Below are 21,132 nucleotides of genomic sequence, written 5' to 3' on the forward strand. Positions count from 1 at the left end.
TGTGCCGCGCGCTGCAGGCGCGTTCTATGCTGGTTGCGTCTTCTGAAGTGGATGTGCGCTATGGCCCTGCATACCTGGTGGTGGTTCCTGGCCACGGTGTTTGTTCTGTGTGGCACGCCGGGGCCGAACATGCTGCATATCCTCGGCCGCAGCGTCGGACTCGGCTTCCGCGGCAGTGTGCCGGCGATGGCCGGCTGCCTGCTGGCGATGCTGCTGGTGCTGGCCGCGTCCGCTGCTGGCCTGAGCGCATTGCTTCATTCCTCGCCGATGCTGTTCGAAGTGCTGCGCTATCTGGGTGTGGCCTACCTGGCCTGGCTGGGCCTGAAGGCATGGCGCGATAGCTGCCGTCCCGCGCCTGCGGTGACGGTGGATGCCGCACTGCCGATGACGCCGACGCTTGGTGCCTGGACCGTGTTCCGTGGTGGCCTTCTGGTGGGCCTGAGCAATCCCAAGCTGCTGCTGTTCGCGGCGGCGTTCCTGCCGCAGTTCGTCGATCCGTCACGCGGCCAGGCACTGCAGTACAGCGTGCTGGTGGCCACCTTCGCCGCCTGCGAACTGTTCTGGTACGTGATGTATGCAGCCGGTGGCCATGGCCTGCGCCGCTGGCTGGCCAAGCCGTTTGCACGACGCTGGTTCGAGCGGCTGGTGGGCAGCGTGTTCCTGGCGTTTGCCGTCGCGCTGCTGCGCTTCCGTCCGCGCTGATTCACGCCGCGCACGCGGCCTGTTCACGACTGCCGCATCGGCCACGGCCTAGCCTGATCATCCAGTACGCAGTCCCTGCGGGGAAAGGTTTGACATGATCAAGTGGGCCATCATCTTCGCCATCATCGGCGTCATTGCGGGCGTGCTCGGCTTCGGTGGCATTGCCGGTGCCGCGGTCGGCATCGCCAAGTTCCTGTTCTGGGCCGGCATCATCATCGCCGTGGTGCTGTTCCTGCTCGGCATGACCGTAGCGAAGAAGGTCAGCTAGCGTTGATCGCGCAGCAGCGTGCTCAATGTGCGCTGCTGCGCGAGAACAGATTGATCACCATTACACCGGCGCAAATCAGGCCGATGCCGATCAACGCGGGTGCATCCAGGCGCTGCTTGAACACTACCAGCCCGATCAGCGAGATCAGCACGATGCCGACGCCGGACCAGATCGCGTAGGCGATGCCGGTCGGGATCGACTTCATGGTCATCGACAACAGGTAGAAGCACAGCCCGTAGCCGACCAGCGCGCCCAGCGTCGGCGCCAGCCGGCTCATGCCGTCGGACGCCTTCAGCAGTGATGTCGCAATCACTTCCAGCACGATGGCGGCAGCAAGGTAGAGGTAGGGATTCATTGCGCGCTCCAGTTCACTGCGGGTCGCACAGTTTCAGGGCCTGCTCGGCCATGGCCAATGCGTTGGCACGTTCCTCCTCGTCCAGCGGACGCCCATAGGCCGTGGCCCAGTAGCCATCGGCAGCGCAGCGCGCCGCGTACAGCCGGGGATCGTTGGCTTCGCCGGCGAATTCGGCCAGCATCGCACGCTTCCAGGTGCGCCAATGCGCGAGCAGGGCCGGTTCCATCAGGTTGCCGAGGGTCAGGCCGATGTCGTTGTCCTGCTCCTGCTGCAGCAGATGCTCGAAATTGGCCTGCACATAGGCGCGGCTGAAACGGCCATGGCCTTCGGGATTCTCCTGCAGCAGGGCGCGTACCCGCGCTTCGAACTCGCCGATGAGCGCTCCGACGGCTTCATCCACCAGTGCCTGCTTGCTGCTGAAATGATGGAACAACGCACCCTTGCTGACACCAGCGGCCTGCGCGACGTCCTGCACGGTCAGCGCGGCCAGGCCGTTACGGCCGATCACTTCAATGGTGGCCTGCAGCAGTGACTGGCGCACGCTGTCGGGCGCCTTGCGGCGCGAACGGGAGGGGGATGCAGACATGGTGGGAAGAAACCGACTGGACGGTACGATTGTAGCGCAGGCCCGCTGTGTTGCCGCGCGCTGCCGGCCTGGACCGGCAGCGGAACCGTCATGCGTCGACGCGGGCGAAACGTGGTTGCGGTCCGTGCTCGCCGGGCACCTGCTCGACGAACATGGCGTACGGGCGTACCCATAGGCCGCCTTCGCCATACAACGCGCGGTACAGCACCATCGGCTGCAGGGTCTCGCTGCTGCGGACGATGTCCAGCACTTCGTACTCGCCGCCCTTGAAGTGGCGGTAGCGGCCCGGGGCCAGGGTGGGGAGCGGACTCAGCTCAGCCATGGTGGGCGCGACTCACTTGCGCGCCGGGCTGGCCGGCTTTGCGCAATAGGCGTTGATGGCTTCGGCGGTATTGGCCAGGCCCTGTGCCTGCGCCAGTTCCCACGGGCGTTCGCAACGCTGGCTGTGCTCGCACCACTGGTAGCCGGCCGAACCGATGCAGCCATGCGCATCGCGATCACCGCCGACCACCGGCGTGGCTGTCGCTTGGGCGTGCGTGGGTGCCTTGTCCAGGCTGGCGCAGGCGACCAGGACCAGTAGCGCGGGAATCAGAAGAAGGGATTTCATCGGCGGAGCTCCGTGCCTAAAGCAACAGTGTCGGCCGCAGGAAAAACGGCAGCAAGTGCTCAGTGCAGGGCGGCGCGGATCAGTTCCTCGATCAGCACCAGATAGCTGGCCACGAAGTAGAACTTCAGCAACGTCCAACGCTGCTGCGAGAAGAAGGTGCGCATGTGGAAGGGGCCCCTGTTGGTGACGGTAGTGTGAAGCTCTGTCAACTCCGTGACAAGGGTCACGAAAGGGATTCACTAAACGGCCTCAGGGATGTGAGGGCGGGGCGGTCTGACAGTCCGGCGCGGCATTTTCGTACAAATCTGATAGGCCATCCCGGAGGTGCTCGCTAGCCTGATGGTGTACCGGCGCTCAGGGCCTTCCGCTGCCGGCATGCCTTCATTCCGCAGGAGTCTTCCAATGGTCATTACCGTTCAATGCAACGCCCGGCACTGGTCCGTACTGGATCCGCAGGCGCATGACGCCACCCGTTATGCACGGGGCGCCGAGGCTTTCGATGTCGCTGCGGCGCGGGCCCTGGAGCACCACCGCCGTACCGGCCAGCGCAGCACGGTACGGGTCGAGGCGCTCGGCAATTCGGTGGACGCACTCCACGTCGGAAGTTGACACCACCGGCTGAGGCGCAGTCAGCCACGGTTGAGTTGTTTGAATGGGGAAAAAACCGCCGTGGGGCGCCCCCCTGTGCGCCGCGCCACGAATCCTCGATGCTTGCGCCATCGTATTCATCCGGAGATCCCGATGGGCAAGGCACTCACCTGGCGCACCCTGGCCTGCACCCTGCTGCCAATGCTGGCGGCCGCGGGCGGCGCGCAGGCGCAGAGCTATGGTTACGGTTATGACGACGATCGCTACGGCGGTCGTGATGGCGGCGGCATCGTACGCTGCGAATCGATCAAGAACCGCAGCAATGAATGCCGCCTGGAAGGCCGTGCCCGGATGATCCGCCAGTTGTCGGGCTCGCCGTGCGTGGAAGGCGAGACCTGGGGACAATCGCGCTATGGTGTCTGGGTTACCCAGGGCTGTCGTGCCGAGTTCGTTGGCGAGTACCGCCGCGGCGGTGGCTGGGGTGGTGGCCATGGCAACGGCTGGGGCAATGGTGGCAATGGCTGGGGTGGGGGTGAGGTGATCACCTGCCATTCCAACGGTCATCGCCAGGAGTACTGCGATGCGCGCATCCGTCGTGGTGTGCGCCTGGTCCGCCAGGATTCACGCAGCGCCTGCATCGAGGGCCAGACCTGGGGCTGGGACCGCCGTGGCATCTGGGTCAGCGACGGTTGCCGGGCGCAGTTCCAGGTGAATTGAGCACGCGCCTCGAAAATCAGAATAATCTGATACAGCTCACATTTTGAACGTCGTATCTTCTGCGATCAGGGCACCTCTGCGTGCCCCTGATCCGCCGCGATGAAGTCTGCCGTAACCGGCACGCCTGTCCCGCCACCGTCGATACGCTGCCTCAAGGAGTGAGCTGCATGTTGATCCGCCTGCAATGCGAGCAACGCCAATGGCGCGTGCTGCACCCGGACCGGCCGGAACCGATCGAGTTCCGAGATGGTGCCCGGGCCTACGATTTCGCTGAAACCCTTGCACGCCTCCACTTCGTCGACACCGGGCAGCGCGCTGCGGTGCGGGTGGAGGCCAGCGGCGCGTTCGTGGAAGCGGTCAGCTACGGCTGAGGGCTGGGGCTCCCTGATCTGTCCCCACGCATGGCGTGGATCGACCCCTGTTCCGCAGTGGATCCACGCCATGCGTGGATCCACTGGGTGGTGACCGGTCTCAGCCTGCCGCGCTGAGCGGCGGGGTCCCGGCAGCCAGCTGCGGCCAGCGCTTGAGTACCGCCGCGCGGATGCCTGCGGCGTCGATGCCGGCTTCGGCCAGCAGGTCCTCGCGGCTGGCGTGGTGCTGGTAGCTGTCGGGCAGGCCCAGGTGCAGGATCGGGCGCAGCACGCCTTCGGCATTGAGCAGCTCACCGACGCCGGAGCCGGCGCCACCGGCCACCACGTTGTCTTCGATCGTCACCAGCCCCTCGTGCTGGGCGGCGACAGCCAGCACCAGCTCGCGGTCCAGCGGCTTGATGAAGCGCATGTTGACCACGCTCAGGCCCAGTTCGCGGCCAACCTGTTCGGCGGCGGCCACGGTGCTGCCGAAGGCGAGCAGGGCGATACGACTGCCCTGAAGGCGCAACTCGCCCTTGCCGATCGGCAGGGTGGACAGGTCGGTGCCGGCAGCCACGCCGGTGCCGGTGCCGCGCGGATAGCGCACGGCGGCTGGGCCCGGGTGCTGCAGGCCGGTGCTGAGCATCTGCCGGCACTCGGCCTCATTGGATGGCGCCATCACCACCATGTTCGGAACGCAGCGCAGGAAGCTCAGGTCGAGGTTGCCGGCATGGGTCGCACCGTCCGGGCCGACCACACCGGCGCGGTCAATGGCGAACAGAACATCCAGGTCCTGGATGGCCACGTCATGTACCAACTGGTCGTACGCGCGCTGCAGGAAGGTCGAATAGATCGCCACCACCGGCTTGCCCCCCTGGGTCGCCATGCCGGCGGCCAGCGTGACCGCGTGCTGTTCGGCAATCGCCACGTCGAAGTAGCGCTGCGGGTATTCCTTGCTGAAACGCACCAGGCCGGAGCCTTCGCGCATCGCCGGGGTGATGCCGTACAGGCGCGGCTCGGCGGCGGCGGCATCGCACAGCCAGTCGCTGAACACGTCGGTATAGGTGGGCTTCTTGGCGCCAGCCTTGGCCACCAGGCCCTTGTCCGGATCGAACGGACCCACCGCGTGGTAGCCGATCTGATCGCCTTCGGCCGGCTCGTAGCCCTTGCCCTTTGTCGTCATCACGTGCAGCAGCTTCGGGCCCTTGGAGGCGCGCAGCGTCTTCAGCGTGGACAGCAGGGCGGGCATGTCGTGGCCGTCGATCGGGCCGGTGTAGTGGAAACCCATTTCCTCGAACATCGTGGACGGCACGAACATGCCCTTCCAGTGTTCTTCCCAACGCTTCACGAAGCGCGCCGGGTTGTTCTTCTTGTCGCCGAGGATCTTCTTGCCGCCTTCGCGCAGTGCATTGAGCGTGCGGCTGCCGGTAGCACGGCCGAGCATCTTGGTCAGGCCGCCGACCGCCTCGGAGATCGACATGTTGTTGTCGTTGAGGATCACCAGCAGATTCGGTTCCGGCTCCATGCCGCCGGCGTGCATCAGCGCTTCGAAGGCCATGCCGGCGGTCATCGCACCGTCACCGATCACCGCAACGACCTGGCGGTTGTCGCCTTCGGACTGGCGAGCGATGGCCATGCCGAGCGCGGCCGAGATCGAGGTCGACGAATGGCCGACGCCGAAGGTGTCGTACTCGCTCTCTTCACGCTTCGGGAACGGTGCCACGCCGTCCTTCTGCTTGACGGTGTGGATCTCGTCGCGGCGACCGGTCAGGATCTTGTGTGGGTAGGTCTGGTGACCGACGTCCCAGACCAGCTGGTCCTGCGGGGTCTGGTACAGGTAGTGCAGGGCCACGGTGAGTTCGATCACGCCCAGACCGGCGGCGAAGTGGCCGCCGCTCTTGCCCACCGACTCGATGAGGTAGGCACGCAGTTCGTCGGCGACCGCCCTCAATTCGGATTCGTCGAACGTGCGCAGGTCATCCGGTGTCTGGATGCGCGCGAGGCGGGGATAGCGGGCAGAGTCGATCATCATGTTCGCACTTGTTCTGAACGCCCATTTTCGCCCTCAAACGGGGGTGGGGCAAGCAAACGCCGCCGCCCGTGACAGGACGGTGAGGGTTGCATTTTCGGCGATTCAGGTGCTCAGTTTTGAGCGCTTCGGCAATTGCGCCTTCAGGAAGGCCATCTGGTCGGCCAGGATGTTGCGGTTGGACAGGATCAGATGCTCGATCCAGCTGGGCCGGTAGGGCACCGCCAGCAGTGGCATTCCGGCCTGCTGCGGGGTGCGGTCGCTCTTGCGCGAGTTGCAGTGGAAGCAGGCGGTGACCACGTTTTCCCAGCAGTCCAGGCCGCCCTTGGACAGCGGCATGACGTGGTCGCGGGTGAGCGTGGGGCGGTTGAACTGCTGGCCGCAGTACATGCACAGGTGGGCGTCGCGGGCGAACAGGGCCGGGTTGGTCAGGTTCGGCGTCGGGTCGATCGCGCGGGAGCGGGCGTGGCCGCGCGCGGCGATGATCGGGTGCAGGTCCATCCCGCTCTGCAGGCCGCTGAAGCGGTTTGTGCCGCCGTGGATGTGCAGGCAGGGATCGCCGAGTGTCCAGGCGACGGCTTCGCGGGCGTAGAGGCACGCCGCATCCTGCCAGGTGATCCAGTCCAGTACGCGTCCGTGGGCATCAAGCGAGAGCAGCCGGACCGAACCGGGGCGATGCAGCGTCGTGGCGTTGGGCGATGCTTCGGCGCCCGGAGCAGAAAACGGAGCTCCGGCTTCGATCAGACCCAAGCGTGTAGTGTCTGTCTCCATCGGGAGAACAGCTTATACCTGAATGTTGACGATTTGTGTATCGCCCGTCGGCGATACGCAAATCGTCAACATTCAGGTCCGCGCATTCCGCATCCCAGCCCGCCGATGGCGGGTTGGGATGCCCACGCATTCCTCCTATCCCCTGCGCCGTCGGCGCGCCCCCCTTAACAAAGGGGGGCTTTTCTCCAGATGGATTTCGGTGGTTTTCATCCACGCATGACGTGGATCTACGCAGATCGCGGGGAACTGTCAGAGGCGGGGGGTGTGGGTTGGCAGGACCGTTGGCGCCATGGTTGGCGCCATCGAGCCGCCAAGGATGGGTTTACGGCGTGTCCTGCCAGCCCACACCGCCCCGCCATCCACCGGGATGCAGCTGTTGCTTTTGCGGTTGCCGGCCAGCGGCCGGCGCAACCGCGGGTGCCGGGCGGCAGCCCGGCTCAGGCGCCGAAGCGCTCGTCGTCCATCGCCATCAGCGGGGCGGCGCCGGCCTGGATGGCGGCGGCATGGCTGAGCGTGCGCGGCAGCACGCGGGCGAAGTAGAACCGCGCGGTCTCGCGCTTGCTCTGGGCGAAGGCGGCGCCGTGCGCGCTGGCATCGGCGGCGGCCACGCTGCGGGCCCACCAGTAGGCCAGAACCACGTACCCCGAATAGAACAGGTAGTCGTAGCTGGCCGCACCCAGTTCGTCCGGGTTGGCGGCCGCGCGCTGCAGCACGTCCAGGGTCAGCTTGCCCCATTCGGTGGCCTTTGCGCGCAGCGGGCCGATGAACTCGGCCAGCGCTTCGTTGCCCTCGTGTTCCTTGGCGAAGGCTTCGATCTCGGCCAGCATCAGCTTCAGGCCGGCGCCCTGGCTGGACGCGGTCTTGCGGCCGATCAGGTCCAGTGCCTGGATGCCGGTGGTGCCTTCATAGAGCGTGGTGATGCGGGCGTCGCGCGCAAGCTGCTCCATGCCGTGCTCGCGGATGTAGCCGTGGCCACCGAAGCACTGCAGGGCGTTGTAGGTGTTCTCGATACCCCACTCGGTCTGGCAGGCCTTGGAGATCGGGGTGAGGAAGCTCACCAGGGTGTCGGCGCGCTCGCGCTCGGCGGCGTCCTCGGCATGGTGGGCGACATCGATCAGGGTGGCAGCGTGCAGGGCCAGCAGGCGGCTGCCCTCGACCAGCGACTTCACCGTCATCAGCATGCGACGCACATCCGGGTGGACCAGGATCGGGTCGGCCGGCTTGTCGGGGAACTTGGCGCCGCTGAGGGCGCGCGACTGCAGGCGCTCACGGCTGTACTTCAGCGCGTTCTGGTAGGCGCGCTCGGACAGGCCAATGCCCTGCAGGCCCACACCCAGACGCGCGGTGTTCATCATGGTGAACATCGCCTGCAGGCCCTTGTGCGGCTGGCCGACCAGGTAACCCTGCGCACCATCGAAGTTCATCACGCAGGTGACCGAACCCTTGATGCCCATCTTGTGCTCGATCGAGCCGCAGCGCAGTGCATTGCGCTCGCCGACGTTGCCATCGCGGTCAACCTTGAACTTGGGGGTGACGAACAGCGAGATGCCCTTGGCGCCCGGAGGGGCGTCAGGCAGCTTGGCCAGCACCAGGTGCACGATGTTGCCGGTCAGGTCGTGCTCGCCGGCGGTGATGAAGATCTTGGTGCCGGTGATCGCGTAGCTGCCATCGGCATTCGGCTCGGCCTTGGTCTTGAGCAGGCCCAGGTCGGTGCCGCAGTGCGGCTCGGTCAGGCACATCGTGCCGGTCCAGCGGCCTTCGATCAGCGGCTTGAGGAAGGCTTCGTGCTGCCAGGCTTCGCCGTGCTGCTTCAGCGCTTCGATGGCGCCGTGCGAGAGCAGCGGGAAGTTGCCCCACGCCAGGTTGGCGGCGTTGATCATTTCGTTGAGCGGCACGCCCAGGGTGTGCGGCAGGCCCTGGCCGCCCAGCTCCGGCGAGGCGGTCAGGCCGGTCCAGCCGCCATCGACGAACTGGTCGTAGGCCTGCTTGAAGCCGGGCGGGGTGGTCACTTCACCGGTGGCCTGGTCGAGCACGCAGCCGATCTCGTCGCCGACGCTGTTGAGCGGGGCCAGCACGGTGGCGCTGAAGCGGCCGGCTTCTTCCAGCACGGCATCGACCACGTCGGCGGTGGCGTCGGTGAAGCCCAGGCGGGCGAACAGGGGCTCGACCTTGAGCACATCGTGCAGGGCGAAACGGAGGTCGGAAAGCGGGGCGGTGTAGCTGCTCATCGGTACGTCTCGATTTGATCAGGGACAGGGGGAGCGGCGCCGGGCGCCGCGGCGGAAAGCGGGAGTCAGCGCAGCACGCCCGGCAGGCCCGGGGCCTGGTTGAGGGTGCTGCGGCTGCTGATGTCGAAGCTGCGTTGCTTCTTTTCCTGCGGCGTGGCCGCCACCGTTCCCTTCAGGCCGTAAGCCAGGGTGCGGTTGCTGGCCAATGCGTCGGCCACCACCAGGCGTGCGGCCGAGCTGGGCACCAGGTCGACATTGATGACATCGGCCGAGGTGCCGCCGATGGAGATGCCCGGCTTGGCCTGCAGGGTGCCGGCGTCGCTGTCCCCCACGGTCAGCGCCAGCGCGACGTCATCGAAGGTCATGGGCATGGAGCTGTAGTTCTGCAGGCGCAGGGCCACGGTCCAGTTGCCGTCGGCGCGCACGGTCAGCTGCTGCAGGCTGGCCGCCGGTTCCGAAACACGCTTGACGATGCCGTTGTTGCAGGCAACAAGGGCGAGGGTGCACAGGACGATCAAGGCGATACGGAAGCGGTGGAGCATGGGCGCAGGTCCTCTGGAGGGGTGCGTTGGATAAGCATACTACGGCGTATGGTCGTTTGGATCGCCTGTGGCGACCCGTCGCAGAGGGTAGCGCGTGAAGATGGCGGCCGGGCGTGCGCAGCGCCGGATGGCGCACGCGTGGTGCGCTGGATGCCGGGCGGTTCAGTCGGCGGGCGTATCGCGAATCGGGGCCATCAGGCGCAGTGGGCCGAGGTCGTAGCCCATGGCTTCGGCTTTTTCTTTCAGCTGTTCGAACCGGGCGCGATCCATTTCCGGCAGGCGCGAGAGAATCCACAGGTACTTGCGGTCCGGTTCACCGACCAACGCCCACTGATAGTCCGGATCCAGTGCCAGGACCCAGTAGTCGGCCCAGACCAGCGGCACCCAGCTCAGCCAGTCCGGCACGAAGCGCACCTGCAACTGGCCGGGATGGCCGGCGACCGGGCGTGCTACGCCTTCAGCAACCACGCGTTCTCCGTCGCCGTTGCGGCAGGCGTTGGTGACACTGATGCGGCCATCGCGGCGCAGCCCGTAGTTGGCGGTGATCTCGCCGACGCACTGCTTCTGGAACGACACCGGAAGATGCGCGATCTCGTGCCACTGGCCGGCATAGCGATCGATGTCCAGCATGTCGACCGCGCGCATCGGCTCGGCGGCGATCACCGGCAGGGCGGCCAGCAGCAGGCAGGCGAGCAGGGCGGGGCGCAGATGCATCGACAGGCTCCAGGCAGGAGTCTGGAGCGTAGGTGCCGCGGCGCGCGGCGGTGTAAATGTTTCGTCAACCGGACGGCGGTGGGCTGGCATGTATCGAGGCCAGGGGGGGGATCGCAGATCGCAGACAAAAAAAAGACCTGCATTTCTGCAGGTCTCTGAAGATGGTGGCCGAAGACGGAATCGAACCGCCGACACGGGGATTTTCAATCCCCTGCTCTACCAACTGAGCTACTCGGCCAAATTGTGTGGCAACCGTCATCAAACCCGGTTTCCGGAAAAAAAAGACCCGCATTTCTGCAGGCCTTCGAAAGTGGTGGCCGAAGACGGAATCGAACCGCCGACACGGGGATTTTCAATCCCCTGCTCTACCAACTGAGCTACTCGGCCACATGTTTCGTTGCAGCGAGGTCGCTGCCAAGGACGCGTATATTACGGAGGTCGGCTGCCTTCGGCAAGCGTTTTGCCAAGATTTCTTCACATTGCCGTCTGCGTGCTCGCAAGTGCTTGATCCTCCGTCGTGGGGCGGGGCGTGGTCAGTCGATCATCGTCTGCGGTGGAAATCAGCAGATCGCCGCGATCGTCAAAGCTGCAAGGGCAAGGGCTGCGCCGGACCCGTGCCGCGCCGGTCCATGGAACGCTGTTTTCGTGGCCGCCATCGGGGATGGCTGCGGCGTAGTGTCGGCACTCCTTTCCTGATGCTGGCAACAGCAGAGACCTGGCCATGTCCGATTCCTCGACCACCTCCCGCATCGTGCTTGCGTCGCGTCCGCAGGGGGCGCCAAGTGCAGCCAATTTCCGCCTGGAACAAGTTGCGTTGCCGACATTGGCCGCTGGCGAGGTGCTGCTGCGCAACCGCTACCTGTCGCTGGACCCGTACATGCGGGGACGCATGGACGAGGGCCCGTCGTACGCCGCGCCGGTGGCGGTGGGCGCGGTGATGGAAGGGCAGACCGTGGCCGAGGTGTTGCAGTCGAACGCCGAGGGCGTAGCCACAGGTGAGCTGGTGCTGGCACCGGGTGGCTGGCAGACCCACGCGGTGCTGCCGGCCAAGGCACTGGGGCGCCGGCTGGATCCGGCCGGGCTGCCGCTGAGTACGGCGCTGGGGGTATATGGCATGCCCGGCTTCACCGCCTATTCCAGCCTGCATGAAATCGCCCGTTTGAAGGCGGGCGAGACGTTGGTGGTGGCTGCCGCGACCGGGCCGGTGGGTGCGACCGTGGCGCAGCTGGCCAAGCTGCAGGGCGCGCGCGTGGTCGCCATCGCCGGTGGCGAAGCCAAGCGCGCTTACCTGCAGACGTTGGGGGTGGACGTGGCGCTGGATCATCGCGCCGCTGATTTCGCCGCGCAGCTGCGCGCAGCGGTTCCTGCGGGTATCGACGTGTATTTCGAGAACGTGGGCGGGCACGTGCTGGATGCAGTGCTGCCGCTGCTCAACGACTTCGCCCGCGTTCCAGTGTGCGGCACCATCGCCACCTACAACGAGCGCGGCGTCGAGCAGCCCGGTCCGGACCGGTTGCCCGCACTGTTCAGCCAGATTCTGCGCCAGCGCCTGACCGTGCGCGGTTTCATCGTGCACGACTTCAACCACCTGTGGCCGGACTTCGAACGCGAGATGCCGCAGTGGCTGCGCGATGGCCGCATCCAGTACCGCGAGGATGTGGTGGAAGGGCTGGAGAATGCGCCGGAGGCGTTCTTCGGGCTGCTGAAGGGGCACAACTTCGGCAAGCTGGTGGTGAAGCTGGATTGAGGGCTTGGCGGTGTGCCGACCAAGGTCGGCACCCACGTCAGGCAGTCGAGGCCTTTTCCCGGCGCAGCAGTTCGCGCTTGCGCGCTACACCCCACGCATAGCCGGACAGGTCCCCATCGCGACGTACGACGCGGTGGCAGGGAACTGCCACCGCTAGCGGGTTGCTTGCGCATGCACGTGCTACGGCACGGCTCGAGCGGGGCGCGCCGATGCGTGCGGCGACATCCGCATACGACGCGGTCTGCCCGCGCGGAATCTGCTGCAGCGCCTGCCATACCCGTTGCTGGAACGCGGTGCCGCGGATGTCCAGCGGCAGCGTGGCGCCCCGCGTGGGATCCTCGACCAGGCCCACCACCTGTGCCACCAGTTGTTCATAGCCCTGGTCGGCGCCGACCAGTTCGGCCTGGCGGAAGCGTTGCTGCAATGACTGCAGCAGCGTCTCCGGATCGTCGCCGAGCAGGATCGCGACCACGCCGGTGGCACTGCTGGCCACCAGCACGCTGCCCAGTGAACTTTCGGCAAGCGCGAAGTGGATGACTTCGCCACGCCCCCCTGCGCGCCATTGCTTGGGAGTCATGCCCAGCAACTTCGGTGCGTTCTCGTAGAAGCGTCCGCTGGAGCCGAAGCCGGCATCGTGGAAAGCGTCGGTGATGCGTTCCTGTTGTTCCAGCCCGGTGCGCAGGCGGTCGGCGCGCAGCGCGGCAGCGTACTGCTTCGGGGTCAACCCGGTTGCTTCCTTGAAAAGGCGATGCAGGCGGGTTGGGCTGCAACCCGCGATCCCGGCCAGTTCCTGCAGCGAGGGTTCGTCGTGGCTGGCCTGAAGGTGGCGGCAGACCCGTTCGACGCGGGCATCGAGGGCGGTGGTGGCGGTACTGTCCATGGCCGGATTCTGGCACGCGCCGGTGCTGCGGAAACTCCGTTTCCTGCACCGATGGGCCAGGCCCGGAAACGGAGTGTTGGCAGGGGAGAGGCGCGGCATCGTGGCGGCCACTTCACAACCGGTACCACGACCATGCGCCTGAACAACAAGATCGCTCTCATCACCGGTGCCAGCGCCGGCATCGGCCGCGCCAGCGCCCTGCGCTTCGCTGCCGAAGGGGCAAAGCTGGTGCTCAACGCACGGCGGCCGGAGCCGCTGCAGGCGCTGGCCGAGCAGATTCGCGCCGCCGGTGGCGAAGCCGTGGTACATGCCGCCGACGTGGCCGACCCGGGTACGGCGCAGGCGCTGGTCGATCTGGCCCAGCAGTCATTCGGCGGCCTGGATATCGCCCTCAACAATGCCGGCATGCTTGGCCCGGGCGTGCCGGCGGCGGAGTTCCCGGTGGACGCCTGGCGCGAAGTGATGGCGACCAATCTGGATGCCGCCTTCCATGCGGCACGCGCGCAGTTGCCGGCACTGCTGGCGCGCGGCGGCGGCTCGCTGGTGTTCGTCGGTACCTTCGTCGGCCACACCGTGGGATTCCCGGGCATGGCGGCCTATGCGTCGAGCAAGGCCGGGTTGATCGGCCTGAGCCAGGTGATCGCTGCCGAATACGGCGCGCGCGGCGTGCGCAGCAACGTGCTGCTGCCCGGTGGCACCGATACCGAGATGGGGCGGCAGGCCGCACCCACCGGCGATGCCCGCGACTTCGTGCGCTCGCTGCACGCACTGAAGCGCATGGCCGAGCCGGAGGAGATCGCCAACGCGGCGCTGTTCCTGGCCAGCGATGAAAGCAGTTTCGTTACCGGAACCGCGATGCGTGTGGAAGGTGGGGTGTCGATCACACGTACCTGAGCGGGGTCAGGAGCGTGGCGCGTAGCGGATACCGCTGCTGGCCATGAAGCCTTTCGGATCGAAACGGGCCCAGGCTTCGCCCCAGCCGAGCCGGGCGTGGCCGCCGGCCAGCTTGCGACCCAGCGCCGCACCCAGGGTGCGGCGCATGAAGGCGACTTCGGCATCGATCGCGGCCTGGGTCGGCCAGCCGTCTTCCAACGTTGCACCGGGTAGATCGACGCCCATTGTTACCATGTCGAGCTGTTGCCCGTGGAAGCACAGGCTGATGCCAGCGGGCGCACCGCCCAGGCTGAGCTGGTGCAGGCTGAGCCAGTGATAGCCGGTGCCGACATCGCGCTCTCCTCGCATCAGCGTGGCAAAGTCGATGCGCGCCTCCTCCAGTGACAGGGTGGGGCAGATCAACGTCGGCAGGTTGCCGAGCTGGATGCTGCCCTTGGTCGCATCGAGGAGCATCGGCAACGCGTGGGCTGCGTGCTGGGCAGAAGAGGGCATGGCATACCGGTGGGCGTGGTGCCCCGGATTCTGGCTGCGCGCGGCCGTGGCGGCAAGCCCGTGCCTGCACATGACGTTGGCGCAGGACTGACCTGCGGCTTACCCGGCAACCTCTAGCGTGGTGGGCAACGTGGGCCCGCCGCCGGCGTGGGAGATTTCAATGAACGAGCGAGGCAAGGATCAGGACCCGAAGCAGGGCATCCAGGAAAGCCGCCAGGACAGGAAGCAGGACGATGTGGCCAAGCAGCGGCCGGGGCAGCGCGATCAACAGGTGCGCGATAGGCACTCGCGCAGTCCACGTCGCAAGGATGGCGGTGAGGAGCCGGCCTGAGCCCCGGGTGCTGAAAAGAAAAAACCCGCAGATCGCGGAGATCTACGGGTTCTTTCCGAATAGTGGTGGAGCCAAGGAGGATCGAACTCCTGACCTCGTCATTGCGAACGACGCGCTCTCCCAGCTGAGCTATGGCCCCACGGCAGGCTTTCAGTGTAGCGCCGCCCGGCGGGCTTGCCAAGCGCCGGGCCGGACCGGAACAGCGGCAGCCGTGCAGCCACCACCGTCCCACACTGATTCAGGCCAGGGCCTGGCGTAGCAGGGCGCCCGCGCGCTGTACCGCCACGCCGGTAGAAACAGCCCCCCCCTGCAGGTGGATGCAGGCATGGATCATCCCGGGCAGTTGCTCCAGCGTGCAGGCGATACCCTCGGCCTGCAGGCGATGCGCGTACTGCTCGGCTTCGTCGCGCAGCGGGTCGTGCTCGCAGCTGAGTACGGAGGCTGGCGCCAGCCCCTGCAGGTCTGTTGCCTGCGCGGGCGAGGCCAGTGACGGCGGCTGATCCAGATTACCCAGATAGGCCTGCCAGCAGCGCTGCATCAGTTCGGCGCTGAGGTAGTAGCCCGTGGCGTAGTCGCGGTAGGAATCGCTGCCCATGCCGGCATCCAGCGCCGGGTACAGCAGCAACTGGTGGCACGGTTGCGGCAGGCCGAGATCGCGCAGCAGCAGGCAGCAGGCGGCGGCCAGATTGCCACCGGCGCTGTCGCCGCCGATCGCCAATCGCTGCGGGTCCAGCCCGAGGCGCTCGGCGTTGTCCTGCAGCCACGACCAGGCATCGGCAACGTCGTGCAGCGGCACCGGGAACGGGTGTTCCGGCGCCAACCGGTAGCCCACGGCCACAATCACGCAGCCACTGGCATCGGCCAGCGCACGGCAGGGACCGTCATAGACCGCCAACGAGCACTGGAACCAGCCGCCGCCGTGGGCGAACAGCAGGGCCGGCGCTGGTCCGTCGGGCAAACCTTCCGGTGTGTAGAGGCGGACGTCCAGCGCCTGCCCGTCGCGTGCGATCACCGTGTGTTCGATCACATGCGCAACCGGCTGCGGCGCACCCTGCAACTGTGGCAGCGCGCTCTCGCTGATCGCCCGCAGTTCGCGCAGCTCCTCCGGCAGCGGATGCGCCGCGACGGCGTCGACAAACTGCTGCAGCGCCGGTTCAAGCTGCATGGCGCACCTCCTGCAGGAACGGCAGAAGCTGCGCCAGGAACGCCTGCGGCGCTTCTTCCATGATGAAGTGGCCGCAGCCCGGCACGATGCTGCCGCGCACGTTGTCGGCGTGCGGTTGCAGGGTCAGCATCGGCGCATCGGCGGTGGCGTGCTCGGCGCCGATGGCCAGCACCGGCATCGCCAGCCGGCGCTGTGCACGTTCCTTGTTCTGGCGGATGGTTTCCGGGATCGCGCGGTACCAGGCGAAGCCGGCCCGCAGTGCGCCGGGGCGGCTGTAGGCGGCGATGTAGGTGTCGGCAGCCACCGCGTCACGGCGGTACGACCAGCGGTCGAACATGAACTCCAGGTAGGCGCGTTCGCGGCCACTGATCAGTGCTTCGGGCAGGTCCGCGACCTGGTTGAACATGAAGTGCCAGAGGAAGATGTTGTCGGCCGGGGCAGCGAAGATGCCCGGTTCCGGCGCCAGGCCGGGAATCACCGCTTCGGTAACCGCCAGCTGGCGCACCGCCTGCGGCTGGTCGCTGGCCAGTGCATAGGCAATCCACATACCGATGTCATGTCCGACTACCTGGTAGCGCTCGTGGCCCAGCGCCTGCATGGTCTGGTGCAGGACGGCGGCGGCACTGCCGGTGTCGTAGCCGTGGCTGGGGCGATCGGATTCGCCGATGCCCGGCGGATCGACCGCGATGGCTTCGAAGCCGGCTTCGGCCAGGGCGTGCAGCACATGGCGCCAGGCGTACCAGGTCTGCGGCCAGCCGGGAATCAGCAATACGGGTTCACCGTGACCCGCGGACACGCAATGCACGCGCTGGCCGTCGATGCGCAGGTAATGGTGGCGCAGGGGAGCGTCGCCGGCAGCGCCAGCGGAAAGAGAAGTGGTCATGAGGGAGTGCTCCGTTGGGGCTCAGGCGATGCCGAGCATCTGCTGCATCTGCGCGGTGCTGATCGGTGCACCGGCGAAGTCGTCGAAGATCTTGTCGGTGACCGGAATGATGTGGTCGTGGATGAATGCAGCGCCTTCGCGCGCGCCGGCTTCCTGGTCCTTCAGGCAGCACTCCCATTCCAGCGTCGCCCAGCCCTGGTAGTCGTACTGGGCCAGCTTGGAGAAGATCGACTTGAAGTCGACCTGGCCGTCGCCCAGCGAGCGGAAGCGGCCGGCGCGCTCGGTCCAGTCGGCGTAGCCGCCATAGATGCCCTGGCGGCCGCTGGGGCGGAACTCCGCATCCTTGACGTGGAACATGCGGATCAGCGGGTGGTAGATGTCGAGGTACTGCAGGTAGTCGAGCTGCTGCAGCACGAAGTGGCTGGGATCAAACAGGATGCGGCAGCGCTCGTGCTGGCTGACGCGCTCGAAGAAGCGCTCGAAGCTGGTGCCGTCGTGCAGGTCTTCGCTGGGATGGATCTCGTAGCAGAGGTTGATGCCATTGTCCTCGCAGCTGTCGAGAATCGGCCGCCAGCGGCGGGCCAGTTCATCGAAGGCGGCATCGATCAGGCCCGGCGGGCGCTGCGGGAACGGGAACAGGTAGGGCCAGGCGAACGAGCCGGAGAAGGTGCCCATGTCCTGCAACCCAAGACGGCGCGAGGCGCGAGCGGCCAGGTGCAGCTGCTGCTGTGCCCATTCCGTGCGGGCCTGCGGATTGCCGCGCAGTGCTTCCGGCGCGAAGCCATCGCAGAGTTCATCGTAGGCCGGATGCACGGCCACCAGCTGGCCGAGGATGTGGGTGGTCAGCTCACTGACCTGCAGGCCGTGCTCGGCCAGGGTGCCACGGATGTCGTCGCAGTAGTCCTGGCTGTCGGCGGCGGTGGCCAGGTCGAACAGGCGTGCATCCCACGCGGGAATCTGCAGCGCCTTGAAACCGTGGCCGGCGGCCCACGCGGCAATGCTGGCAAGTGAGTTGAACGGGGCCTGGTCGCCGGCGAACTGCGCCAGGTGCAGGCTGGGGCCCTTGAGGGTCTGCATGTGTTGCTCCAATTATTTGTCGGTCGACAAAGAATAGGCGCGACTCTCGCGATGGTCAACACCCGCGTTACACTGCGCGCCTCACTGGAGCAGGCAGGCAGATGGCAGGGCGACCGCGCGAATTCGACAGGGACCAGGCGTTGCGCAAGGCGATGCTGCTGTTCTGGCAGCACGGCTATGAAGGCACGTCGATGTCGGCACTGGTCGAAGCACTGGGCATTGCCTCTGCACGCATCTACGCCGCGTTCGGCAGCAAGGAGCAGTTGTTCCGCGAAGCCGTGGCGCTGTACGAAGAAGGCGAGGGCGGTTTCGCGCCGCGCGCGCTGGAGCAGGCAACATTGCGTGAGGCGATCGGTTCGATGCTGCGCGAGGCGGTGCTGACCTACACCCGTCGCGGGCGCCCGCATGGTTGCCTGGTGGTGTCCTCGGCCAGCAGCGTGTCGCCCGATGGCGAAGGCGTGCGGGACTGGCTGGCCAGTCATCGTCGCCAGCGCACGGCGGCGATCATCGCGCGGCTGCAGCAGGCGCAGGCCGAGGGGGAGCTGGCCGACGACGCGGCGGTGCAGGCGCTGGGCGACCACTTCGCCACGGTGCTGCATGGCATCTCGGTGCAGGCGCGTGACGGCATCAGCCGCGAGCGCCTGCTGGCGATGGTCGATGTCGCGTTGACCCCGCTGCCCTGAGTCAAGCCTTCAGGGCGTGCGGAATGCCCTGTAACTGTGCCGAAAGCGCTTGTTTCGCCGGGTTTGGGTGCTGCGCAACGAAATCGTAACAATTTGGGGGATAATGGCCGCTTGCGCAGTTTTCCTCCTTTTTGCCGCCCGGCCCGCGCAGGCCGCTCGGACGCCTCCTCAGAGCACTGCATGCCCTCCCATACCGATTCCCGCCGCCTGTCGGGTCTGTCGTCTTCCCTTGTTTCCTTCCGCCGCCACCCGCTGGCACTGGCCTGTGCCGGTCTGGCCCTGGTCGGCAGCTTCGGCGCCGCCGCGCAGGACAGCGCGCCGACCCCGACCGGCCTGGACACGATCACCGTGACCGCCGAACACCGTGAGCAGAACCTGCAGGAAGTGCCGGTTTCGGTCGGCGTGGTGCAGGGCGAGCGCATGCGCGACTTCACCGCTGGCGGCGACGACACCCTGCTGGCGCTGTCCGGCCGCGTGCCGAGCCTGTATGCGGAAACCACCACCGGCCGTATCTTCCCGCGCTTCTACATCCGCGGCCTGGGCAACATCGACTTCTACCTGGGTGCCTCGCAGCCGGTCTCGATCATCCAGGACGACGTGGTGCTGGAACACGTGGTGCTGAAGTCCAACCCGGTCTTTGACGTGGACCAGGTGGAAGTGCTGCGCGGCCCGCAGGGCTCGCTGTTCGGCCGCAATACCACCGCCGGCATCGTCAAGTTCGACACCCTGAAGCCAACCCAGGACTATACCGGCCGCGTCAGCGCCAGCTACGCCACCTACAACAGCGTGTCGATCGACGGCGGCTTCGGCGGCCCGATCAACGACATCGCCTCGTTCCGCGTGTCGGCCCTGTACCAGCACCGCGACGACTACGTCGACAACACCTACAAGGGCCCGAGCGCCGACGGCACGGTCAGCCCGAAGAAGAACGCCATGGGCGGCTTCGATGACCGCAACGTGCGCGCGCAGCTGCTGCTGACCCCGAGCGACCAGTTCTCGATCCTGGCCTCGGCCCATGCTCGTGATTACGAAGGTACCTCGACCCTGTTCCTGCGCGGTGCGCTGACCAAGGGCTCGAACAAGACCGACGTGCCGCGCGACAAGGTTGCCTACGACGAAGCCGACAACAATCCGCAGGCCTACAAGACCTACGGCGGCTCGGTGAAGGCACGTTACGACTTCGGCGCGATCGACTTCACCTCGATCACCGCCTACGAAACCACCTCCGGCTACAGCCGTGGCGACACCGACGGCGGCGCTGCGGTGAACTTCCCGGTGAACGGCGTGCCGAACGGCTACGGCCAGTCGATGGGCCGCATCCGCGACCTGGACCAGTGGACCCAGGAATTCCGCCTGGCCAGCCATGACGACAGCGCGCTGCAGTGGCAGGCCGGTGCGTTCTACTTCAACGGCAGCGACACCACCGACTTCTACCAGCGCGCCTGGTTCCTGCAGGGCGCGGCACGCAATCCGAACAACTGGGTGCGCCTGCGCAACAAGAACACCTCGTGGGCCGGTTTCGGCCAGCTGAGCTACGCCTTCACCGACAAGTTCACCGTCACCGCCGGCCTGCGCCAGACCAGGGACGAGAAGCACACCCGCCTGCTGAAGACCGCCGACACCGCTGCCGGCGTGGTCACCTACAAGGGCCGCACCGACGTCAAGATGTCCGACACCACCCCGAGCTGGGATCTGAGCGCGATGTATCAGATCACGCCGGACGTGAGCGTCTACGCCAAGGTCGCGCGTGGCTTCCGTGGCCCGACCATCCAGGGTCGTTCGGCAGTGTTCAATGCCGACTTCACCACCGCCGATTCCGAGACGATCCTGTCCTGGGAAGCGGGCGTGAAGAGCAGCCTGTGGGACAACCGCCTGCGCCTGAACGCCACCGCGTTCACCTACACCGTCAACGACATCCAGCTCAACGGCAACGATTCGGACGGCAACGGCGTGCTGTTCAACGCCGACAAGGCCAAGGCCTACGGCTTCGAAGCCGACATGGAGCTGCGCCCGATCCCGAACCTGACCCTGAGCGCCGGCCTGAGCCTGCTGCACAGCGAGATCAAGGACAAGCGCGTCTACGCGCAGGTCTGCGGCCTCAACGGCCAGGTGGTCTGCACCGTCGGCGACCCGACCATCAAGGTCGGTGCCAACACCTTCGCGCAGATCGACGGCAACCCGCTGCCGAACGCGCCGAAGTACAACGTGAACCTGGCCGCCCGCTACGACTTCCCGGTCAGCGACGCCGGCACCATGTTCGTCTCCACCGACTGGAACAAGCAGGGTTACACCAGCTTCGTGCTGTACGACAGCAAGGAGTTCAACTCCAAGGGTGACTTCGAAGGTGGCCTGAAGATCGGCTACTCGGGCAACTACGGTGCCTACGAAGTTGCGCTGTTCGCGCGCAACATCACCAACGAGAAGAACCTCAAGGGTGTGATCGAGAACTACATGGCGGCGGTCTACAACGAACCGCGTACCGTGGGTGTCTCGCTGAATATGAACTGGTAAGCCTTACCCCGT

The 21,132-nt window shown here is 66.5% G+C and carries 24 protein-coding genes and 3 tRNA genes; 10 read left to right on the top strand and 17 right to left on the bottom strand.

The annotated features are described in order from the left end of the window. Positions 1–60: 60 nt before the first annotated feature. A complete protein-coding gene (locus tag AC5QAH_RS01225) occupies positions 61–702 on the top strand; it encodes a LysE family translocator (RefSeq protein WP_019336882.1) in 642 nt (213 codons plus the stop codon). A 94-nt stretch (positions 703–796) separates the two neighbouring features. Next, positions 797–970, top strand: coding sequence for a DUF1328 domain-containing protein (locus tag AC5QAH_RS01230; RefSeq protein ID WP_006380555.1), 174 nt, complete (start codon positions 797–799; stop codon positions 968–970). A gap of 22 nt (positions 971–992) precedes the next feature. Here the strand turns inward: AC5QAH_RS01230 and AC5QAH_RS01235 are convergent, their stop codons facing one another. The 4 genes from AC5QAH_RS01235 to AC5QAH_RS01250 form a co-directional block, all read right to left on the bottom strand. After that, positions 993–1,325, bottom strand: coding sequence for an SMR family transporter (locus AC5QAH_RS01235; protein ID WP_100446302.1), 333 nt, complete (start codon positions 1,323–1,325; stop codon positions 993–995). 13 nt (positions 1,326–1,338) lie between these two features. Next, positions 1,339–1,911 (bottom strand): TetR/AcrR family transcriptional regulator, encoded by a 573-nt coding sequence (locus AC5QAH_RS01240; protein ID WP_019336880.1) that lies wholly within the window; start codon positions 1,909–1,911, stop codon positions 1,339–1,341. Between the two features lie 88 nt (positions 1,912–1,999). Beyond that, positions 2,000–2,233: a DUF1653 domain-containing protein gene (locus AC5QAH_RS01245; protein WP_005410421.1), complete on the bottom strand. Its 234-nt coding sequence runs from the start codon at positions 2,231–2,233 to the stop codon at positions 2,000–2,002. 12 nt (positions 2,234–2,245) lie between these two features. Then, positions 2,246–2,518: a hypothetical protein gene (locus tag AC5QAH_RS01250; protein WP_010486501.1), complete on the bottom strand. Its 273-nt coding sequence runs from the start codon at positions 2,516–2,518 to the stop codon at positions 2,246–2,248. A gap of 402 nt (positions 2,519–2,920) precedes the next feature. Between AC5QAH_RS01250 and AC5QAH_RS01255 the strand changes: the two genes are divergently transcribed. From AC5QAH_RS01255 to AC5QAH_RS01265, 3 genes are all read left to right on the top strand, one after another. Then, positions 2,921–3,127, top strand: a complete 207-nt coding sequence (locus AC5QAH_RS01255; protein ID WP_010486505.1) for a hypothetical protein — start codon at positions 2,921–2,923, stop codon at positions 3,125–3,127. Positions 3,128–3,259: 132 nt separating this feature from the next. Then, on the top strand, positions 3,260–3,823 hold the full coding sequence (locus AC5QAH_RS01260) for a DUF3011 domain-containing protein (RefSeq protein WP_010486507.1): 564 nt from the start codon (positions 3,260–3,262) through the stop codon (positions 3,821–3,823). Between the two features lie 167 nt (positions 3,824–3,990). Next, a complete protein-coding gene (locus AC5QAH_RS01265) occupies positions 3,991–4,194 on the top strand; it encodes a hypothetical protein (RefSeq protein WP_005417823.1) in 204 nt (67 codons plus the stop codon). A gap of 100 nt (positions 4,195–4,294) precedes the next feature. On the opposite strand, the gene dxs is transcribed toward AC5QAH_RS01265, so the two are convergent. The 7 genes from dxs to AC5QAH_RS01300 all read right to left on the bottom strand — a co-directional run bounded on the left by dxs (position 4,295) and on the right by AC5QAH_RS01300 (position 10,844). Beyond that, positions 4,295–6,202 carry a 1-deoxy-D-xylulose-5-phosphate synthase gene (gene dxs, locus AC5QAH_RS01270; protein ID WP_010486509.1) on the bottom strand — a complete coding sequence of 636 codons (1,908 nt, stop codon included), beginning with the start codon at positions 6,200–6,202 and terminating at the stop codon, positions 4,295–4,297. Between the two features lie 105 nt (positions 6,203–6,307). After that, a complete protein-coding gene (locus tag AC5QAH_RS01275; protein WP_019336875.1) occupies positions 6,308–6,973 on the bottom strand; it encodes an HNH endonuclease in 666 nt (221 codons plus the stop codon). A gap of 437 nt (positions 6,974–7,410) precedes the next feature. After that, positions 7,411–9,201: an acyl-CoA dehydrogenase C-terminal domain-containing protein gene (locus AC5QAH_RS01280; RefSeq protein WP_049455704.1), complete on the bottom strand. Its 1,791-nt coding sequence runs from the start codon at positions 9,199–9,201 to the stop codon at positions 7,411–7,413. A 65-nt stretch (positions 9,202–9,266) separates the two neighbouring features. Next, the gene (locus AC5QAH_RS01285) at positions 9,267–9,743 is read right to left on the bottom strand and encodes an LEA/WHy family protein (RefSeq protein WP_010486516.1); all 477 of its coding nucleotides are present in this window, start codon (positions 9,741–9,743) and stop codon (positions 9,267–9,269) included. A gap of 162 nt (positions 9,744–9,905) precedes the next feature. Next, complete coding sequence (locus tag AC5QAH_RS01290; RefSeq protein ID WP_049455705.1) at positions 9,906–10,457, bottom strand: lipocalin family protein; 552 nt, start codon at positions 10,455–10,457, stop codon at positions 9,906–9,908. Between the two features lie 162 nt (positions 10,458–10,619). Further along, positions 10,620–10,695: transfer RNA gene (locus AC5QAH_RS01295), tRNA-Phe, on the bottom strand. A 73-nt stretch (positions 10,696–10,768) separates the two neighbouring features. Then, a tRNA-Phe gene (locus AC5QAH_RS01300) sits at positions 10,769–10,844 on the bottom strand. 334 nt (positions 10,845–11,178) lie between these two features. Between AC5QAH_RS01300 and curA the strand changes: the two genes are divergently transcribed. Next, positions 11,179–12,204, top strand: coding sequence for an NADPH-dependent curcumin/dihydrocurcumin reductase (gene curA, locus AC5QAH_RS01305; RefSeq protein ID WP_010486522.1), 1,026 nt, complete (start codon positions 11,179–11,181; stop codon positions 12,202–12,204). Positions 12,205–12,241: 37 nt separating this feature from the next. On the opposite strand, the gene AC5QAH_RS01310 is transcribed toward curA, so the two are convergent. Then, positions 12,242–13,084, bottom strand: a complete 843-nt coding sequence (locus AC5QAH_RS01310) for a bifunctional transcriptional activator/DNA repair enzyme AdaA (protein ID WP_049409128.1) — start codon at positions 13,082–13,084, stop codon at positions 12,242–12,244. A 132-nt stretch (positions 13,085–13,216) separates the two neighbouring features. Here AC5QAH_RS01310 and AC5QAH_RS01315 point away from each other — a divergent pair, with 132 nt between their 5' ends. Next, positions 13,217–13,978, top strand: a complete 762-nt coding sequence (locus tag AC5QAH_RS01315) for an SDR family oxidoreductase (protein WP_043400854.1) — start codon at positions 13,217–13,219, stop codon at positions 13,976–13,978. A gap of 6 nt (positions 13,979–13,984) precedes the next feature. Here AC5QAH_RS01315 and AC5QAH_RS01320 read toward each other — a convergent pair whose 3' ends face one another. After that, positions 13,985–14,470 (bottom strand): hypothetical protein, encoded by a 486-nt coding sequence (locus AC5QAH_RS01320; protein ID WP_495232032.1) that lies wholly within the window; start codon positions 14,468–14,470, stop codon positions 13,985–13,987. Between the two features lie 160 nt (positions 14,471–14,630). Between AC5QAH_RS01320 and AC5QAH_RS01325 the strand changes: the two genes are divergently transcribed. Continuing rightward, the gene (locus AC5QAH_RS01325; protein ID WP_171955226.1) at positions 14,631–14,801 is read left to right on the top strand and encodes a hypothetical protein; all 171 of its coding nucleotides are present in this window, start codon (positions 14,631–14,633) and stop codon (positions 14,799–14,801) included. Positions 14,802–14,864: 63 nt separating this feature from the next. Here AC5QAH_RS01325 and AC5QAH_RS01330 read toward each other — a convergent pair. The 4 genes from AC5QAH_RS01330 to AC5QAH_RS01345 all read right to left on the bottom strand — a co-directional run bounded on the left by AC5QAH_RS01330 (position 14,865) and on the right by AC5QAH_RS01345 (position 17,926). Next, positions 14,865–14,940: transfer RNA gene (locus AC5QAH_RS01330), tRNA-Ala, on the bottom strand. 99 nt (positions 14,941–15,039) lie between these two features. Continuing rightward, a complete protein-coding gene (locus AC5QAH_RS01335) occupies positions 15,040–15,966 on the bottom strand; it encodes an alpha/beta hydrolase (protein WP_495232033.1) in 927 nt (308 codons plus the stop codon). Further along, positions 15,956–16,849 (bottom strand): alpha/beta fold hydrolase, encoded by an 894-nt coding sequence (locus AC5QAH_RS01340; protein WP_010486561.1) that lies wholly within the window; start codon positions 16,847–16,849, stop codon positions 15,956–15,958. Before AC5QAH_RS01340 ends, AC5QAH_RS01335 begins: the two co-directional genes overlap by 11 nt. Positions 16,850–16,870: 21 nt before the next feature. Then, positions 16,871–17,926, bottom strand: a complete 1,056-nt coding sequence (locus tag AC5QAH_RS01345; RefSeq protein ID WP_313312445.1) for a sugar phosphate isomerase/epimerase family protein — start codon at positions 17,924–17,926, stop codon at positions 16,871–16,873. 101 nt (positions 17,927–18,027) lie between these two features. Between AC5QAH_RS01345 and AC5QAH_RS01350 the strand changes: the two genes are divergently transcribed. Both AC5QAH_RS01350 and AC5QAH_RS01355 read left to right on the top strand, forming a co-directional pair. Next, positions 18,028–18,609, top strand: a complete 582-nt coding sequence (locus AC5QAH_RS01350) for a TetR/AcrR family transcriptional regulator (protein WP_005414039.1) — start codon at positions 18,028–18,030, stop codon at positions 18,607–18,609. Positions 18,610–18,789: 180 nt separating this feature from the next. Beyond that, a complete protein-coding gene (locus AC5QAH_RS01355; RefSeq protein ID WP_049409140.1) occupies positions 18,790–21,120 on the top strand; it encodes a TonB-dependent receptor in 2,331 nt (776 codons plus the stop codon). The last annotated feature ends 12 nt before the right edge of the window (positions 21,121–21,132 follow it).

The sequence above is a fragment of the Stenotrophomonas sp. YJH_SMC_43 genome (genome assembly GCF_059372535.1).